The 18335-nt window shown below is 64.3% G+C and carries 14 protein-coding genes; 5 read left to right on the top strand and 9 right to left on the bottom strand.

Going from position 1 to position 18335, the window contains the following annotated elements:
• The first annotated feature begins 4 nt into the window (after positions 1-4).
• From O4H62_RS11400 to trxA, 4 genes are all read left to right on the top strand, one after another.
• Positions 5-739, top strand: coding sequence for a nucleotidyltransferase family protein (locus tag O4H62_RS11400; protein WP_269387877.1), 735 nt, complete (start codon positions 5-7; stop codon positions 737-739).
• Positions 736-3942, top strand: coding sequence for a double-strand break repair protein AddB (gene addB, locus O4H62_RS11395; RefSeq protein WP_269387876.1), 3207 nt, complete (start codon positions 736-738; stop codon positions 3940-3942). The genes O4H62_RS11400 and addB overlap by 4 nt, the downstream gene beginning before the upstream one ends.
• Positions 3935-7495 (top strand): double-strand break repair helicase AddA, encoded by a 3561-nt coding sequence (gene addA, locus O4H62_RS11390; RefSeq protein ID WP_269387875.1) that lies wholly within the window; start codon positions 3935-3937, stop codon positions 7493-7495. Before addB ends, addA begins: the two co-directional genes overlap by 8 nt.
• Positions 7496-7606: 111 nt before the next feature.
• The gene (gene trxA, locus O4H62_RS11385; protein WP_269387874.1) at positions 7607-7930 is read left to right on the top strand and encodes a thioredoxin; all 324 of its coding nucleotides are present in this window, start codon (positions 7607-7609) and stop codon (positions 7928-7930) included.
• Between the two features lie 85 nt (positions 7931-8015).
• Here the strand turns inward: trxA and O4H62_RS11380 are convergent, their stop codons facing one another.
• The 8 genes from O4H62_RS11380 to O4H62_RS11345 form a co-directional block, all read right to left on the bottom strand.
• The gene (locus tag O4H62_RS11380) at positions 8016-9308 is read right to left on the bottom strand and encodes a bifunctional folylpolyglutamate synthase/dihydrofolate synthase (RefSeq protein WP_269388569.1); all 1293 of its coding nucleotides are present in this window, start codon (positions 9306-9308) and stop codon (positions 8016-8018) included.
• 71 nt (positions 9309-9379) lie between these two features.
• Positions 9380-10294 carry an acetyl-CoA carboxylase, carboxyltransferase subunit beta gene (gene accD / locus O4H62_RS11375; RefSeq protein ID WP_269387873.1) on the bottom strand — a complete coding sequence of 305 codons (915 nt, stop codon included), beginning with the start codon at positions 10292-10294 and terminating at the stop codon, positions 9380-9382.
• 36 nt (positions 10295-10330) lie between these two features.
• Entirely contained in the window at positions 10331-11170 is an 840-nt protein-coding gene (trpA, locus tag O4H62_RS11370) for a tryptophan synthase subunit alpha (RefSeq protein WP_269387872.1), read from the bottom strand.
• 2 nt (positions 11171-11172) lie between these two features.
• Entirely contained in the window at positions 11173-12393 is a 1221-nt protein-coding gene (gene trpB / locus O4H62_RS11365) for a tryptophan synthase subunit beta (RefSeq protein WP_269387870.1), read from the bottom strand.
• A 5-nt stretch (positions 12394-12398) separates the two neighbouring features.
• On the bottom strand, positions 12399-13079 hold the full coding sequence (locus O4H62_RS11360; RefSeq protein ID WP_269387869.1) for a phosphoribosylanthranilate isomerase: 681 nt from the start codon (positions 13077-13079) through the stop codon (positions 12399-12401).
• A gap of 107 nt (positions 13080-13186) precedes the next feature.
• Positions 13187-13933, bottom strand: a complete 747-nt coding sequence (locus O4H62_RS11355) for a M48 family metallopeptidase (RefSeq protein ID WP_269387866.1) — start codon at positions 13931-13933, stop codon at positions 13187-13189.
• A gap of 129 nt (positions 13934-14062) precedes the next feature.
• The gene (locus tag O4H62_RS11350; protein WP_269387865.1) at positions 14063-14503 is read right to left on the bottom strand and encodes a DUF2852 domain-containing protein; all 441 of its coding nucleotides are present in this window, start codon (positions 14501-14503) and stop codon (positions 14063-14065) included.
• Between the two features lie 161 nt (positions 14504-14664).
• Positions 14665-15948: a polyhydroxyalkanoate depolymerase gene (locus O4H62_RS11345; RefSeq protein WP_269387863.1), complete on the bottom strand. Its 1284-nt coding sequence runs from the start codon at positions 15946-15948 to the stop codon at positions 14665-14667.
• Between the two features lie 355 nt (positions 15949-16303).
• Between O4H62_RS11345 and O4H62_RS11340 the strand changes: the two genes are divergently transcribed.
• Positions 16304-17500 carry a DegT/DnrJ/EryC1/StrS family aminotransferase gene (locus tag O4H62_RS11340; protein ID WP_269387862.1) on the top strand — a complete coding sequence of 399 codons (1197 nt, stop codon included), beginning with the start codon at positions 16304-16306 and terminating at the stop codon, positions 17498-17500.
• 23 nt (positions 17501-17523) lie between these two features.
• Here the strand turns inward: O4H62_RS11340 and O4H62_RS11335 are convergent, their stop codons facing one another.
• The gene (locus O4H62_RS11335; RefSeq protein ID WP_269387861.1) at positions 17524-18285 is read right to left on the bottom strand and encodes an IclR family transcriptional regulator; all 762 of its coding nucleotides are present in this window, start codon (positions 18283-18285) and stop codon (positions 17524-17526) included.
• Positions 18286-18335: the final 50 nt, after the last annotated feature.

Raw genomic sequence — 18335 nt, 5'->3', positions numbered from 1 at the left:
ACCGATGACCATCACATCCGCCATGATCCTGGCCGCCGGGCTCGGCACCCGCATGCGGCCGATCACCGAGACCCTGCCCAAACCCCTGGTCGAAGTGGCCGGCAAGCCGCTGATCGCATACGGGCTGGAAGCGCTCGGCCGGGCCGGTGTCCGCGACATTGTCGTCAACGTCCATTATCTTGCGCCGCTTCTGGTCGACTGGCTGTCGGTCTGGCCCGGCGCGAACATCCGGATATCCGACGAAACCGAAGAGCTGCTCGATTCGGGCGGTGGTATCGTCAAGGCACTGCCGATGCTCGGAAACGAGCCGTTCCTGATCCTCAACGCCGATACGTTCTGGCTTGAAGAACCAGGCAATCCGGCGGACAACCTTGCCCGGATGATGGATCGTTTTGATCCCGAATCGATGGATATCCTGCTGATGACCGCGCGGCTCGACCAGGCCACCGGCCATACCGGCGCCGGCGACTTCATCATGGCCGAAGATGGCCGCCTGTCCCGCTACAAGGGGGTGGGTGACCCGGTCATCTATGCTGGTGCGATCATCCTGCATCCGCGGATTTTCAAAGATATCTCCGAGAAGCGCTTTTCCATCAACCGTTGTTTCGACACCGCGATTAGTCAGAGGCGATTGTTCGGCTCCACCATGCACGGTCATTGGCTCACCGTCGGCACGCCCGAGGCCATCGCCGAGGCCGAAGCCGCCCGCGCCGCCTATCTCGGCGAACCGGTCCAGTGACCCGGCCGTCACCCCGGATTGCAACCATCCCGCCCGGCGTGGACTTCCTCGCCACGCTTGCCGGGCAGATCATGGACGGCGGGCTGGTTCCCGGCCTCGCCTACAATCCGGAAGATCCGTTGTCGCTGGCCGGCGCCACGGTGTTCGTGCCGACCCGCCGCGCCGCCCGTGTGCTTCGCTCCGAGCTCACCGATCTCATCGGCAAGGGCTCGGCGATCCTGCCGTCGATCCGTCCGCTTGGCGAAACCGACGATGACGCCGGCTTTTTCGATTCCGCCGATCCCGAGACGCTGGCGCTGGATCCGCCGATCCCACCGATCGCCGCTACGCTGCGCCTTGCCGACCTGGTTCTGGCCTGGAAACGGGCCCTGCCGAAGAAAGTCAGGGATCATCTCGGCGGCGTGCCGCTTGTCGCCCCCGCCAATCCGGCCGATGCCATCTGGCTCGGCCGCGCCCTGTCGGACCTGATCCAGGCGGTCGAGACCGAGGAGTGCGATTTCGCCGGCCTCGACGATGTCGCCTCCGCGGATCTGCAGCAATGGTGGCAGCTGACGGCGGAATTTCTCAAGATCGCGCGCGAGTACTGGCCGGCGCTGCTTGAGGAAATCCACCGCTCGAGCCCGGCCCGGCATCACAATGCGATGCTCGACGTGTTCACCCGCAGCCTTTCCGCATCCCCGGCAGATCGCCCGGTCATCGTCGCCGGATCGACCGGAACCCGGCCCTCGACCGCCCGGCTGATTGCCACCGTCGCGCAACTGCCCCACGGAGCGGTCGTGCTGCCGGGTCTCGATCACGCCATGCGGCGCTCGCATTGGCAGACATTGACCGAAGCAGCCCTGACGAGACAATCGCCCGATGGCCGTGCCCTGGTCGATGTCGCGATCCGCAGTCACCCGCAATACGGCCTTCATGTTCTGCTCCAGAGTTGTGGCGTCGAGACCGGCCGGATCGACGACATCCCGGAAATCGGCAGGCTTTCACCCGAGCTGGCGGTGCGCCGCACGCTGGTCTCGCACGCGCTGCTGCCGGCAATCGCCACCGAAGCCTGGGGCGAACCGGGCTTCCTGCCGGATCCGTCGACGATCCTGCCGGGGTTTGAGCATGTCAGCCTGATCGAAGCCGCCAACGAGCGCGAGGAAGCCTCCGCGCTGGCTGCCGCCATGCGCCGCGCGCTCGAACCGCGCCCCGGCGTCCCGGAGCCGACCGCGGCGCTGGTCACGCCTGACCGCAACCTCGCCCGCCGGGTCGTCACCGAGCTCGCCCGCTACGGCATCGAAGCCAATGATTCGGGCGGTTCGCCGCTGACCTCGAGCCTGCAGGGCGGCCTGGCCCGGCTCGCCGTGCATGTCGCCTTCGCCCCGGGCGATCCCGTGGCGATCGCGGCATTGATAAAGCACCCGCTCGCCCGCTTTGGCCTCTCCGGTCCCGAGGCCAGAGCCCGCGCCGGCTTTGTCGAGCGGATAGCCTTACGCGGCGGCAGCGGATCGGCTGACATCGAGGACCTCGAAGCCCTTGTCACCTCGCGCGAAGCCGGACGTCACGAGCGCCATGCGGCCCGGTGGTTGCAGCGCATCGGCGATGATGAGGCGGAACTGGCGCGCAATTTCGTCGCCCGCGCAGCCGAAGCTCTCTCTCCGCTGACCTCCCTTCTGATCGAGCGCGCCGGTCCGGGCGTGACCAACGAGATCCCGATCGGCAGGCTCGCTGCGCTTACTGCCGACGCCTTGGAGCGGATCTGCATCGATGAAACCGGAGCTCTGGATGCGCTCTGGGGTGACGAGGCAGGGGCCGATCTCGCCGCCGTACTGCTTGAAACCCGCGACAGCGGCTCGACGCTGAGCATGACAGGCCATGAATGGATCGGCGCACTCGATGCGCTTGTCTCTGGCCGGATGGTCAAGCCGCGTGCCGGTGGTCATCCCCGCGCCTTCATCTGGGGCGCACTCGAGGCCCGGCTGCAGCACGTCGACACCTTGCTGATGGGCGGCCTGAACGAAGGCGTTTGGCCGCAGGCCGGCCAGGAGGATCCGTTCCTGTCGCGCTCGATGAAGGCCGCGATCGGGCTCGAGCCGCCGGAGCGCCGCATCGGCCAGGCGGCGCATGATTTCCAGATGGCGATGGGTGCGCCGGAAGTGGTGCTGTCGCGCTCGCACCGTTCCGGCAAGGCGCCGACCGTTGCCTCGCGCTGGCTTCAGCGGCTTCTGGCGGTGATCGGACCGCAGCCGGCGGCCATGCTCAGGTCGCGCGGCGAGGCACTGCTTGCCCATGCCCGCACCCTGGACCAGGGGCCCTCCACCCCCACCGCATCCCGCCCGGAGCCGCGTCCGCGGGAAGAGTTGCAGCCAAAATCCTACTCCTTCTCGGAAGTCGGCAAATTGCGCCGCGACCCTTACGCGATCTACTCCCGGCGCATTCTCGGCCTCGATCCGCTGGAACCCTTTCTTGCCGATCCCGGTCCCCGCGAGCGCGGCACGCTTTACCACGAGATCCTCGAGGCGTTCGTTTCCGGAACCGAGCCGGGTTCGCGGTCACTCGAAACGCTTCGCGCGATCGCGGACGAGCAGTTTGCCCGGGCCGGATTGCCCGATGCCACGGCGCTAGTCTGGCGGATGCGGTTCAACAAGGCAGCCGAAGCCATCGTCGGCTGGGAAAACGAGACCGCATCCGGGCTGACCCGGTCGCTGGTCGAGACCCGGGCCAGACTTGACCTGCCGCTCACGGGGCTCAGGCTCACCGGCATGGCCGACCGGCTTGATTTGCGCCGCGACGGAACCGCCTGGATCATCGACTACAAGACCGGCGGCACCCCGTCTCGCAAGGAGGCCCGCATCCTGCTCGATCCGCAACTGGCGCTTGAAGCCTATGCCCTCATCAATGGCGGCTTCACCGATGTTGGCAGCATGCCGGTGTCCGGGCTTTTCTATCTCCGCCTGACCGGCAGGGAGCCATTTGCCGAGCGGATCGATACCGACCCGGAAAAGCCAGGTCGCGACGAATTCCTGGGCCCGGCGGATCTGGCCACCAGGGCGGTCGAGGAATTCGTCAAGCTGGTCGGCCTGCTACGGTCCCGCAAGCGTGGGTTCCTGTCACGCGCCATCCCGCGCAGCGCCCGCGATTTCGGTGGCGAATATGACCACCTGGCGCGGGTTGCCGAATGGCAGACCGCCGTGGACGCCGATGGAGGCGATGGCGATGACTGACGACAGCGGCATGAGCGTCATCTCCGACACGACGTTGCGCCAGAACCTCGCCGCGACGCCGACGCTGTCGGCCTGGGTGTCGGCCAATGCCGGCTCCGGCAAGACCCATGTGCTGGCCCGCCGGGTTATCCGGCTGCTGCTGCGCGGCGCGCGTCCCTCGGCGATCCTCTGCCTGACCTACACCAAGGCCGCCTCGGCGGAGATGTCCAACCGCATTTTCCGCACACTCGGCGAATGGGTCCGGCTCGACGATGCCGGGCTGGCCGAACGAATTTCGGAGCTTGAGGGCCGCGAGGCCGAGCCGCACCAGCTGGTGCGCGCCCGCCGGCTGTTCGCCACCGCGCTGGAAACGCCGGGCGGCCTCAAGATCCAGACCATTCACGCCTTCTGCGAAGCCGTGCTGCACCGGTTTCCGCTCGAGGCCAACATTCCCGGCCATTTCAACGTGCTTGACGACCAGAAGGCCGCCGAGTTGCTGGCCGAGGCGCGGCGCCAGCTGATGTCGGCCCAGTCGTTCGAGAACGATCCGGATCTGGCGGCCGCCGTCACCGAGGCGCTCGACATCGGCGGCGAGGCCGGTTTCGACACATTGCTCGCGGGCCTCTACGCCCGCCGCCGCGACTACCTGGCCATTGACGCGAAGGCCCGCACACCGGAAGGCGCCGAGACCCTGATCAGGGCGGCATTGGGCTTGTTGCCGCACGAGAACGAGGTGTCGCTCATCAAAACCGCCTGGCCGCTTGAGGCGCTGCCCGTCGATTACATCCGGGCGGTCTTCGAGTTTGCCGAATCGGCCAAGTCGGCGGCCAAGGCCCACACTCTCGCTTACGGATTGCTGGCTGTGGGCTCGGAGTCTGATGCAAGGCAACGGCTGGAACTGCTGCGCGACGTGTTCTTCACCAAATCCGGCTCACCCGCCAAGCTTGGCGGCGTCGCCTCGAAGACGGTTCAGGAGCGGTTTCCCGATCTCGCCGACCGTGTCGCCGAGGCCCAGGGCCACGTGGTTGCCATTTTCGACCGTCTGGCGCGGCTGAGGATGCTGACGGCCTCGCTGACCGCCTTCAGGCTGGCGCGGCGCTATCTCGGTGAATTCGAACGGCTGAAGACCCGCCAGGCCCTGCTCGACTACGACGACCTGATCGGCGCAACCGAGGCGCTGCTGTCCAAAAGCGGCGCCAGCGCTTGGGTCCACTACAAGCTCGACCAGGGCATCGACCATGTGCTGGTCGACGAGGCGCAGGATACCGCGCCACTGCAATGGAACGTCATCGGCGCACTGTCCGACGAATTCTTTGCCGGCGAAGGAGCCAGGCCCGCCACCCGCACGCTGTTTGCGGTCGGTGACGAAAAACAGTCGATCTATTCGTTTCAGGGCGCCCGTCCCGAGCGGTTTGCCGAGGAGCGCAGCCGGATTGCGAAGCTCGCGCGGGCGGCGGATGCGGAGTTCGCCGAGGTTTCGCTGAGGGTGTCCTTCCGCTCCTCCACCGAGGTGCTCAAGCTGGTCGACCATGTCTTTGCCGAAGCGGACGCGCTGCGCGGCATGGGCTCCGCCGATGAGCCGGTGATCCACGAAACCGCCCGGATGCAGGCGCCGGGCCTGGTCGAAGTCTGGCCGATGATCGCCAAGGAACAGGGCGGCAACGACGAGGACTGGACCGCCGCCTTCGACGAGGTGCCGGAAACCGCGCCCGCCGCCCGGCTGGCGCGCCGCATTGCCGAAGTGCTGTCCCGCTGGGTCGGTCACGAGATGATCGAGGACCAGAAGTCAAAACGGATGCGGCCGGTGGCGCCGGGCGACATTCTGGTGCTGGTCCGGAAACGCGACGGTTTCGTGCCGACGCTGCTGCGCACGCTCAAGGCAACCACCGATATTCCCGTCGCCGGCGCCGACCGCCTGAGGCTGACCGATCATATCGCGGTGCAGGACCTGATGGCGCTCGGCCGTTTCGTGCTGCTTGGCGATGACGATCTTTCGCTGGCCGCGCTGTTCAAGAGCCCGCTCCTCGATCTGGACGAGGATGACCTGTTTGCCGTGACCGCCGAGCGGCCTGACGGGATGTCCGTCTGGCGGCGTTTGCAGGACCTTGCGGACACCGAACCGCGCTTTGCCCGCGCGGTTGAAAAGCTCAGGCGCTGGCAAACCCGGTCGGCGCACCAGCCGCCGCATGATTTCTATGCCACGCTGCTTGGGCCGGATGGCGGCCGCAAGACCTATCTTTCCCGTCTCGGCCACGAAGTCGGCGATGTGCTCGACGAGTTCCTCGGCCTGACGCTCGATCACGAGCAGGCGGGCCTGCCCGGTCTGCAGTCGTTTCTTGCCATGCTCGAAACCGATACGCCGGAAATCAAGCGCGAGATGGAAGGCCAGTCCGGCGCGGTGCGGATCATGACCGTGCATGCGGCCAAGGGGCTGGAAGCTCCGATCGTGTTCCTGGTGGATTCGGGCGGCGAGGCGTTCCAGCACAGCCATCAGCCCCGGCTCTGGCTGTTGCCGTCTGTGCCCAAAAGCGGGGAAGCGCCGTCCATCCCGGTCTGGCTTCCCGACAAGACCCACGAGAACGAGGCAATAGCGCCGGTCCGGGAGAAGATGCGCGAGCAGGCGGAGGAGGAATATCGCCGCCTGCTCTACGTCGGGCTCACCCGGGCTGCCGACCGGCTGGTGATCTGCGGATACCGCGGCCTCAGGGAGGTCAAGACACCGACCTGGCATTCGATGGCATCGGCGGGTCTTGAGCGGGCCGCTGACGAAGCTGGCTATTCCGTATCCGACGGGATGCATGAGGCGGGCGGCGAAGCTTTCGAGGTCCGCCGCTTCAACCGCACCCGCCCGGAACCGGCACCGCCCGGAACAGCCGCGACGGCAACCGGTCCGGTGCCGGAGCCTTCCACCGCAACGCTTTCGATCCCGTCCGATCCCCTGCCGCCACCTGCCCGCCTTCCGCGTCCGCTGGCGCCTTCAGGTGTCAGCGCCGTGCTCGAGGACAGCGCGGATGTGGCGTCCCGGTCGCCCTTTGCCGACGGCCAGGCCGGATCGGCCGCAGCGCTAGAGCGCGGCAGCATGATTCACCGCCTGCTTCAGGTCCTGCCGTCGGTCCCTGAAGCCGAACGCCAGACAGTACTTTCGCGCTACCTGGCGCGTGCCTTGCCGGAAGCCCAGGCTGCAACGGTCGAAACCATCGAGGCCCAGGTGCTGGCCGTCCTGCAGGATCCGCGTTTCGCGCCGATCTTCGATGCGCCGGGCGAGACCGAGGTCTCGGTCATGGGCACCTTGCGGATCAGGGGCGAGGAGCGCGCCGTGTCGGGCCGCATCGACCGCATCGCGCTCGATGGTGACCGTGTCCTGATCATCGACTACAAGACCGGGCTGGCACCAAATCCCGGCGAGGAGCCGCCGGCAGGCCATGTGTCCCAGCTTGCCATCTACCGAGCGTTGCTTGCACCGCTCTACCCGGGGCGGCGAATTGACGCTGCGCTGGTCTATGTTTCCGGCCCGTTTCTCATCGAAATCCCCGGCCCGGCATTGGATCAGGTCATGGCCCATTTCGATGGCTGAAGCACAGGCGCCCATCACGGCTCGGTGAGCCCGGGCGAAAAGCCTTGAATACTTACGGGCGAATCATCACATTGGGCTCATCTGAGTCATCCATCAAAGGAGTGCCGAACAATGGCAACCGTAAAAGTAGACGCCGCCAATTTTCAGAGCGAAGTGCTCGATTCGACCGTGCCTGTCGTCGTCGACTTCTGGGCTGAATGGTGCGGGCCGTGCAAGATGATCGCCCCGAGCCTCGAGGAAATTTCCAACGAGATGGAAGGCAGCGTCAAGGTCGCCAAGCTCAACATTGACGAGAACCCGGAACTCGCTTCGCAGTTCGGCGTTCGCTCGATCCCGACGCTCGCCATGTTCAAGGGCGGCGCCGTGGCCGACATCAAGGTCGGCGCTTCGCCCAAGACCGCGCTTTCGAACTGGATTTCCGGCGCCATCGCCTGAGCTTCCTGTTTCGGACAAACAAAAACCCGTCCGGGAAACCGGGCGGGTTTTTTGTTTGGTCGATCAGAAGGAAGCCTCGTGCGGATCAAACCGGCGGGGTACCGTTGACCCTGAGCACGTCGCCGAGAAGATAGAGCGAACCGCCGATCAGGATCCGCGGTGGCCGCTCGAGTCCGTTCCAGTTGCTGCAGATGGCGGCGATCGCGGCCTCGACACTTTCGGCCGGTTCGGCGGTCAACCCCGCCTCGTCGGCGGTATCGGCAAGGAAGTCCGGATCGAGGCTGGCGTCGGAGTCGCGCACCGGCACGGTGAACACATGCCGAGCCATGCCGGCAAAGGCTTCGAAATAGCCGACCGGGTCCTTGGTATTGATCATCCCGGTGATCAGGAACAACGGCCGGGATTCACGGTCATTGAGATTGGCCATCGCCTCGGCGATCACTCGGCCCGCACCGGGATTGTGTCCGCCGTCGATCCAGAATTCCACACCATCCATGGCGCCCTCGACAAGCCGGCCATGCGTCAGCCGCTCCAGACGCCCGGGCCAGGAGATATTGACCAGGCCTTCGGTGATCGACTGCTCGGTCAGGCTAAATCCCGCGGCCTTCAGCGCCCTTATCGCCGCCGCCGCGTTGCCCTGCTGGTGCCGGCCAGCCAGCTTCGGCAACGGCAGGTCGAGCAACTCGTCCTCATCCTGGTAAGCCATCCGCCCGTTTTCCTCAACAGCTAGGAAATCCTGGCCGTAGACGCTGAATGGGCATCCGAGCCGTTCCGCGGTCTCGATCAGCACTTCGCGCGCCGCATCCTCGGTCTGTGCGCCGATCACCACCGGCCAACCCCGCTTGATGATTCCGGCCTTCTCCGCGGCGATCAGTTCCACCCGGTCACCGAGATAGGCCTGGTGGTCGAGCGAGATCGACATGATCACCGAAACCGCCGGATTGGCGATCACGTTGGTTGCGTCGAAGCGTCCGCCGAGCCCCACTTCGATCACGGCAGCGTCCGCGGGATGCTCCGAGAACAGCACGAACATCACGGCGGTCAGGATCTCGAAGACGGTGATCGTCTCGCCCTGGTTGGCCTCGGCAACCCGGCGAACCGCATCGGCCAGCACCTCGTCGCCGACCAAGTGACCGCCGCCCTCGGCCCCGATGCGGAACCGCTCGTGCCAGTTGACCAGATGAGGCGACGTGTGAACGTGAACCTTCAAGCCCTGCGCTTCGAGAATCGAGCGGCAGAAAGCGGTGGTCGAACCCTTGCCGTTGGTACCGGCCACATGGATCACCGGCGGCAGTTTCTCATGCGGATTGCCGAGACGTTCGAGCAGCCGTGTGATCCGTCCGAGCGAAAGGTCGAAGCCTTTCGGATGCAGCGCCATCAGCGCGTTGATTTCCCGTTCGGCAGCCGACACGACCGTTCCTCTCGCCGTTGCCGGCCCTTGCTGGATGCTTATTCCGCCGCCTCGGCAGGAGCTTTCTCGGCATCCGGCGCGGGCAGCGCCCGCGGCGCCGGGGCATCGAGCTTGAGGAAAATCCTGAGCAGCCGGGCAACGGTCGCCGGGATGTCGTGGCGATGCACCACCATGTCGATCATGCCGTGGTCGAGCAGGTATTCCGACGTCTGAAAGCCCTCGGGAAGCTTTTCCCGGATCGTCTGTTCGATCACCCGTTTGCCGGCAAAGCAGATTTCCGCGCCCGGTTCGGCCAGGTGAATGTCGCCCAGCATCGCGTAGGAGGCCGAGACCCCGCCGGTGGTCGGATTGGTCAGCACCACGATGTAGGGCAGGCCGGCTTCCTTGAGCATTTCCACCGCAACGGTGGTGCGCGGCAATTGCATCAGCGACAGGATGCCTTCCTGCATGCGGGCGCCGCCGGATGCCGGGAACATCACCAGCGGGCATTTGCGTGCAATCGCTGCCTCGAAGGCCTGGATGATGGCTTCGCCGGCGGCAATGCCGAGAGATCCGCCCATGAACGAGAAATCATGCACGCAGGCAACGATCTTGACTCCCTGCACCGTTCCGTGCGCGGCGACGACGGAATCCTCGAGACCGGTCTTGGTCCGGCTGTCGCGAAGGCGATCGCTGTATTTCTTGGAATCGCGGAACTTGAGCGGATCCTGCGGTACTTTCGGCGACGGCAGCAGCTCGTACTTGCCCTCGTCGAACATGTGCTTGAGCCGCGCCTCGGCCGACATCTTCATGTGATAGCCCGAGGCGGGAATCACGAAATGGTTTTCTTCCAGGTCATTGTGGAACACCATTTCCCCGGTCTCGGGACACTTGATCCAGAGATTTTCCGGCACCTCGCGGCGGCCCAGCATCGAATTGATCTTCGGTCTGACGTAGTTGGTAATCCAGTTCAACGCGTTTTCTCCGGTTCGTCACCCAATGTGGGGTTGTTACTGCGTCGGCGCAAGGCGTGCGGCGCGCACGCCGGTGGCGAGTCCGCGCACCATGGTCGCAACGCTCTCGACGGTGTCGGAGGTTGCAGCACCCTTGGCGTCAAGCGTGTTGGCGATCTGGTTGACGATTGCGGTGCCGACCACGACGCCGTCCGCCGACTGGCCGATGGCTCGCGCCTGTTCGGCGGTCTTCACTCCGAAACCGACGCAGACCGGCAGGTTGGTGTGGCTCTTGATCCGGTCGACGGCCAGGTTGACCTTCGAGGTGTCGGCAATCGCCGAGCCGGTGATCCCGGTCATCGAAACGTAGTAGACGAACCCCGACGTGTTGGAGAGCACCCGCGGCAGCCGCTTGTCGTCGGTGGTCGGTGTCGCGAGCCGGATGAAGTTGATGCCTGCCTTCAGCGCAGGCAGGCAGAGTTCCTCGTCCATTTCCGGCGGCAGGTCGACGACGATCAGGCCATCGATCCCGGCTTGCTTGGCATCAACCAGGAACTTTTCGACGCCGTAGATGTAGATCGGGTTGTAATAGCCCATCAGCACGATCGGCGTTTCATTGTCGCCCTTGCGGAAATCGGTCGCCAGCGCCAGCGTCTTCTTCAGCGACTGGCCGCCTTTCAGCGCCCGCTGTCCTGCCATCTGGATCGCCGGGCCGTCGGCCATCGGATCGGAGAACGGCATGCCGAGCTCGATCACGTCGGAACCGGCGCCGGGCAACGCCTGCATGATCTTCAGCGAGGTGTCGTAGTCCGGGTCGCCGCCCATGAAATAGGTCACCAGCGCTGGCCGACCCTCGGCCTTGAGTTTTTCAAAACGGGTATCGATACGAGTGGTCATGATCAGAGCTCCACGCCAAGGATCTTGCCGACAGTGAAGATGTCCTTGTCGCCGCGGCCGCACAGGTTCATCACGATGATCTGGTCCTTGCCCATTTTCGGAGCCCGCTTGATCACCTCGGCCAGCGCGTGGCTGGGCTCCAGCGCCGGGATGATGCCTTCAAGCCTGGTCAGCAGCTGGAAGGCTTCCAGCGCCTCGGTGTCCATGATCGGCACGTATTCCACCCGGTTGGATTCCTTCAGCCAGGAATGCTCCGGCCCGATGCCGGGATAATCGAGGCCGGCCGAGATCGAATGGCCTTCCTTGATCTGGCCATCGCCGTCCTGCAGCAGGTAGGTGCGGTTGCCATGCAGCACGCCGGGCGAACCGGCGGTCAGCGAGGCGCAATGCTCTTCGCCGTCGAGACCCTTGCCGCCGGCCTCGACGCCGACGATCTGCACGTCCTTGTCGTCGAGGAACGGATGGAACAGGCCGATGGCATTGGAGCCGCCGCCGACGGCCGCCACCAGCATGTCGGGCAGCCGGCCTTCCATGGCGATCATCTGCTCGCGGGCTTCCTGGCCGATCACCGACTGAAAGGTGCGGACCATTTCCGGATAGGGATGCGGGCCGGCAGCGGTCCCGATCAGGTAATAGGTGTCGTCGACATTGGTGACCCAGTCGCGAAGCGCCTCGTTCATCGCGTCCTTCAGCGTGCCGTGCCCGGACGTCACCGGGTGTACCTTGGCGCCCAGCAGTTTCATCCGGAACACGTTCGGCGCCTGGCGCTGAACATCGGTGGCGCCCATGTAGACTTCGCACGGATAACCGAAGCGCGCGGCCACCGTTGCCGAGGCCACGCCGTGCTGGCCGGCGCCAGTCTCGGCGATGATCCTTGTCTTGCCCATGCGCTTGGCCAGCAGGATCTGGCCGACGCAATTGTTGATCTTGTGCGAACCGGTGTGATTGAGCTCGTCGCGCTTGAAGTAGATCTTGGCGCCGCCGAGATGCTCGGTCAGCCGCTCGGCGAAATACATCGGCGAGGGACGCCCCGTATAGTGGGCGTTGAGATGATCGAGCTCGGCGCGGAACGCCGGGTCGGCCTTGGCCCGGGTCCATTCTTCTTCCAGCTCGAGAATCAGCGGCATCAGCGTTTCGGCAACGAAACGGCCGCCGAAAATGCCGAACATGCCCTGCTCGTCAGGACCGGTGCGGAATGAGTTTGGGGTGCTTGTCTGGTTCAAATCATCTACTCCTGAGACCGTCCCTTGCCTGTCATGGCATGATCCGCATCGCGAACAGCCCGGACAAAGTCATTCATCATGCCGAGGTCCTTGATGCCCGGCGCGCTTTCGACTCCGGATGAGACATCGACACCCGGCGCGCGGCTGATACCCAGCGCCTCGCCGACATTGTCTTTCGTCAACCCACCGGAAAGCATGTAACTGGTTGCCGCGTCAAGCGTGGCAAGGTGCCGCCAGTCGAAGCTGACGCCATTGCCGCCTGGAAGATCGGACCCCTTTGGCGGTTTTGCGTCGAACAGGAAGCGGTCGGCAATGCCGCGATAGGGCTCGATCCGTGTCAGGTCCGAAGCGTCGCGGATGGCAAACGCCTTCATCACCGGCAGCCCGTACCGGGCCTTCACCTCCGCCACGCGCGCCGGGCTTTCGCCGCCATGCAGCTGCAGCCAGTCCGGCTTCATGCCGGTTACAATGGCATCCAGACCGGAATCATCTATGTCGACGGTCACGGCGACCGTCTGAAGACCGCGCGCCCGCGCCCGCTCGGCCAGGATGGCGGCGGTCTCGATCGCGACGTGGCGGGGGCTCTTTTCGAAAAAGATGAAGCCTGCCATATCGGCGTTGAGATCGGCCGCGCGATCCACCGCTTCGGGCGTGCTCAAGCCGCAAATCTTGATCTGTATCGTCATGGCGGCTGACGTCGCACAAATCGGCGCCAGAGTCGAGATATGGGTCGAGATATGGATGGTGTGACAATGCTGGTGCGCCGGTTGCCCTGGCAGTGCCGGGAGAGGGTCTAGAACGTCACCGCGAACAGCCGCGAGCCGTTCTGCTTGAGCCAGCGCTTGGCCTCGGTCGTCCGCGGGCAAAGCGCCTTGCAGGTGGCCCAGAAATCCGGCCCGTGGTTCATTTCCTTCAGATGCGCCACTTCGTGGGCGGCGAGGTAGTCGATGACGAAATCCGGCGCCATCGCGATCCGCCAGGAGAACGACAAATTGCCGTCCGAGGTGCACGATCCCCAACGGCTCCTAGTGTCCTTGTAGGCGATCGCCCGCACCGGCTTGCCCAGCGTTGCCGCGTGGGTGCGCACAAGTACTTCCAGCTCCGCTTTTGCCACCCGCTTGAGGTGGTCCGAGACCCGGCGGCCGATATGCTCGGGCAGGCCGGAAACCAGCAGCGTGGGCACGCCGTCGATTTCAGTCTGCTCAGTGATGCCGCGCAGCTTGCCGGTCATCTCGATCCGGTGGTCGACCCCGCGAATGGCGATCCTGCCCTGATCCGCCAGCGGTCCGGTGTCTTCCACCCGCGCCAGCCGGGTCATCAGCCAGCCATGGTGGCGGGTGAGAAATTCATCGATCTCGCGGTCCCGCAGTCCCTTTGGAATGGTCAGCTTCAGCGCCTGTCCGCCCGGTTCGATGCGAAGCGTCATCCGGGTTGCCCGGGCATTTTCGCGGATCGACAAGGGCAGGTCGCGGCCATTGACGGTAACCGCGCTGGGGCGCGGCTGAGCAGTTCTGCGGGAAGGGCGGCCAAGTCCGAACATGCTGGGGTATTTATCCGATTCGTCTACAGGTAGGGGATGGAAAATGCCACGCATGGAGCGGAGGATGCAGAAAACAAAAAGGGCGGCGCTTGTCACGCCGCCCTTTCGGGGAGGTCATCGGTGGTGCGGTTACCCGTCGATTTCGGGCACCGAACCGGACGGCCGGGACTTGTTCTGGCTTGCCTGGCGGTTGGCCATGAAGCGGTCGAACTCCTCGCGGTCGCGCGCCATGCGCAGGTCACGCATGTGCTGGTCGAACTCGCGGCGCATCTCGTCGAGCTTCTTGCGCTCTTCGTCGAGCCGCGCCAGTTCGGTGTCACGCCAGTCGTCAAACGCGGCGTTGCCGCTGCTCTGGCGCATGCCGTGCCTGCCGTGAGCGGACTTGCGGAACGAACATGCGAAGTTGTCTGTGGCGCGGTTCACGTCTGCCTTGAAGCCTTCGAGCCTGTCGCCCCAGATAATGTAGGCGAGCATTGCAAGGCCGAGCGGCCAGAACACCATGAAGCCGAGAACCATCAGTGCGATGGTGGCAGGCGTCCAGGCGGGACGGATCAATGCGGTCTGTGTCATCGGTCAAAACCTCATCTGGTGAAGGGAAGCGGGGATCGTTCCCTTGTGAATTTGATGTGGTATGGACCGCGACCCTATTCAAGAAATTGCGCGCAGGAATCCGACATTCTCTTGTTTCAAAAGAGAAATTTCGAATGCCTAAAAAGCGGTTTAAATCGTTGTCAGTCGCTCCGGCCGCCCTTGATCAGCTTTGGCTTGGCCTTGCTGGCAGAGTTGCCGCGGGCATGGCTGCGCATGAAATCGAGGATCCGCGGTGCGATCTCGGAGCGGAACCGCGAGCCGTTGAACACCCCGTAATGACCGACTTTCGGCTGTACGTAGTGATGCCGCATGCCATCGGGGATGTTGGAGCAGATGGTCTGCGCCGCTTGGGTCTGGCCGAGACCCGAGATATCGTCATTCTCGCCCTCGACCGTCAGCAGCGCCACATTGCGGATGGCCTTGGTGTTGACCTTGCGTCCGCGGTGCATCATTTCGCCCTTCGGCAGCGAGTGCTTGATGAACACCGTGTCGACGGTCTGCAGGTAGAATTCGGCCGTCATGTCCATGACCGCCAGGTATTCGTCGTAGAATTCGCGGTGCCGCTCGGCCGAATCCCCGTCGTCCTTGACCAGGTGCAGGAAGAAATCCTTCTGCGCGATCATGTGGCGGTCGAGGTTCATGGTCATGAAGCCCGACAACTGCAGGAAGCCGGGATAGACCGAGCGGGTGAAACCCGGCTGCGGCCACGGCACCTGCATGATGACATTGTCCTCGAACCACTCGATCGGCTTGTTCTGTGCCAGTTCGTTGACGCCGGTTGGATTGATGCGGGTGTCGATCGGGCCGCCCATCAGCGTCATGCTGGAGGGTGCGAATGTATCGCCGTTTTCTTCCATCACCGCGACAGCGGCGAGAACCGGGACTGACGGCTGGCAGACCGCCAGCACATGGGTGTCGGGGCCAAGCGCATGCAGCATGGAGATGACGTAGTCGATATAGTCGTCGAGATCGAAACGGCCCTCGGTGACAGGCACCATGCGGGCATCGGTCCAGTCGGTGATGTAGACTTCGGCCTTGGGCAGCAGCGTTTCCACGGTGCCGCGCAGCAGCGTGGCGTAGTGTCCCGACATCGGTGCGACGATCAGGATTTTCGGGTCCGGGCGATGATTGGCCGGCAGCGTGCGCTCGAAATGGATCAGGTTGCAGAAGGGGCGCGACCAGACGATTTTTTCATGAACCGAGACGCGGCCGGTGTTCAGCGAGGTCTCGTGCAGTCCGAACTCGGGCTTGCCATAGCGGCGGGTGGTGCGCTCGAACAGCTCGAACCCGGCGGCGACCGAGCGGCCGAACTGCGTGTGAGACATCGGATTGACCGGGTTTCGGAAGGTCAGGCGCATTGCATCGGCATAGGCTCGCATCGGCGCCATGGCCGCATGGTTGAGTTCATACATCTGGTAGAACATGACAAATTGCCTCTTGTTGCGACAGTCAGACTGCCCGGTTTCCGCCATCATGCATGCAGATTCCTTTCCGGAACCTGACTTTTTTGCAGCGCGCAAACAATAGGGGAGCCTACCACGCTTCTGTTGCAATGCAACAACAGGCCCCCGTAATTTAGGGGGCTCATACGATCGTCCAGCGAGAGCCAAGGCGATCGGGATGCCCGCAGGCGTCCATTTCCCGCCGGCCATCCTGCAAATCAGGGTCGGCGGCTGTCTGGTATCTTGTCCATATGCATGCAGTCGAACTGGCCGTAAGATCAGGGTTCGGTTCGGTCTATTCGGGAATGCGCCAGTTCCTGGCCATGGAGGCAGGTCATTGAAACCGTTTACCGGCAATTTTACCCAGCAGGAGCCCCTCGATGACACCGTCATCGCGGCTGCTACCGAGATTCTCAGGTCGGGCCGCCTGCATCGTTACAACAGCGCACCCGGAGAACTGTCGAAGGCCTCGGAGCTGGAACAGGCCTATGCCGCCTATCAGGGCGCGCGCTATTGTCTGGCCTGTGCCTCAGGCGGCTATGCCATGGCCATCGCCTTGCGCGCGGCGGGGCTTGGCCAGGGCGAGGCGGTTCTCACCAACGCTTTCACGCTGGCCCCGGTGCCTGGCGCCATCGCCGCCGCCGGCGGAAAGCCGCTGCTCGTCGAAATCACCGAGGACATGGTCATCGACCTTGAGGATCTGGACCGCAAGGCGAGGACGTCCGGCGCTCGTTTCCTGCTGTTGTCGAACATGCGCGGTCATCTCGCCGACATGGAGCGTCTCACCGACATCGTCCGGCAGTACGACCTGACCCTGATCGAGGACTGCGCCCACACCATGGGGGCGGCCTGGAATGGCCGCAAGAGCGGCAGTTTCGGGCTTGCCGGCTGCTTCTCGACCCAGACCTACAAGCATCTCAACTCGGGCGAAGGCGGCCTGCTGACCTCGGACGATCCGGAATTCATGGCCCGCGCCATCATTCTGTCAGGCTCCTACATGCTTTACGAGCGTCACGGCGCGGCGCCGCCGGCTGATGTCTTCGAGCGGATCCGGCTGGAGACGCCCAACATGTCGGGCCGCATGGACAATCTGCGCGCGGCCATCCTGTTGCCGCAGCTTGCCCGGCTCGAAGACAGTATCGAGCGCTGGAACGAACGCTACCGGGCCGTCGAGCAGGCGCTTGCCGGGGCGCCGGGCGTGTCACTGCCGCAGCGGCCGGAGGCGGAATGCTATGTCGGCAGCTCAATCCAGTTCCGTCTGGCTGGTCTATCGGCACCTCTGGCCGAAGCTTTCGTTGCCGCAAACAGGGCGCTGGGCGTGGAGCTGAAATGGTTCGGCGCTGCCGATCCGGTGGCGTTCACCTCCAATCACCACAGCTGGCGCTATGTTGATCCGCAGGTCCTGCCCGAAACCGACAGGATCCTGTCGTGCCTGTTCGACATGCGCCTGCCGCTGACATTTTCGGTCGAGGATTGCTGTCACATCGGCGCGATCATCGCGCACTGTGCGGCAGAATTTGGCGCCAACGCATAGGCTGCATGTCCGGGTGCGTACTGTCAGGCCGGAACGGCGCGCATCTTGTCGACCGCTGCGTTGAAATCACCGAGAAATCCGCGGAGCGTGTCGAGTGACAGCCGCACATTCGGGCCGTGGCAGGCAATCGCGGCCAGAAACCGTCCCGCCTCGTCGGTCACCGGAACGGCGATTGCCACCATCCCCTCCATGAATTCCTCGTTGTCGATCGCATAGCCGGCTTTCGCGACGGCCGAGAGTTCGGTCAGCAACGCATCGGGGTCGGTGATGGTCTTGGATGTCTTGCGGTCCAGCGCCAGACCGTGGGCAAACGCCTTGCGCTTCCTGCTGTCGAGACTGGCCAGGAACGTCTTGCCGCTGGCTGTACAGTGGAACGGCACGTTGGAGCCGATCGGCAGCTGCACCCGGAACGCCCAGCCGGTCTCGACCCGGTCGAGATAGCTCATGCCGTCATCCTCGGGCACGACATAGTTGATCGTCTCGCCGGTCTTCATCGCAAGATCCACGAGGATCTGCCGGCGCAGGATATGATCGCGCGACGAATGCAGCAATCCGGCGCCGAGCACGCGAGCCCGCCGTGCCGCCCTCAGCCGCTTGCCGTTCGGCTCGTAAACCAGGAAGCCTTCCTCCACCAGCGTGGCGCAAAGCCGGTGAATCGTCTGCTTGGGCAGCCCGATGGAGTGGTTGATCTCGGTCGGAGTCATCGGTTCCCCCGACGTGCCGATGACCTCGAGAATCAGCAGCGTTCGCAAATTTGTGGCGATGCGGTCTTCCGTATTCGGCATGCTCAAACCAGTTTTGATTAATCGATAATGCCAGTTGTGCCCACTCTTGC

Source organism: Parahoeflea alexandrii (assembly GCF_027214025.1).
Lineage (GTDB): Bacteria > Pseudomonadota > Alphaproteobacteria > Rhizobiales > Rhizobiaceae > Hoeflea > Hoeflea alexandrii_A.
Note: the sequence above shows the minus strand (reverse complement) of the source record. Positions and strands in the feature narration are given on the sequence as shown.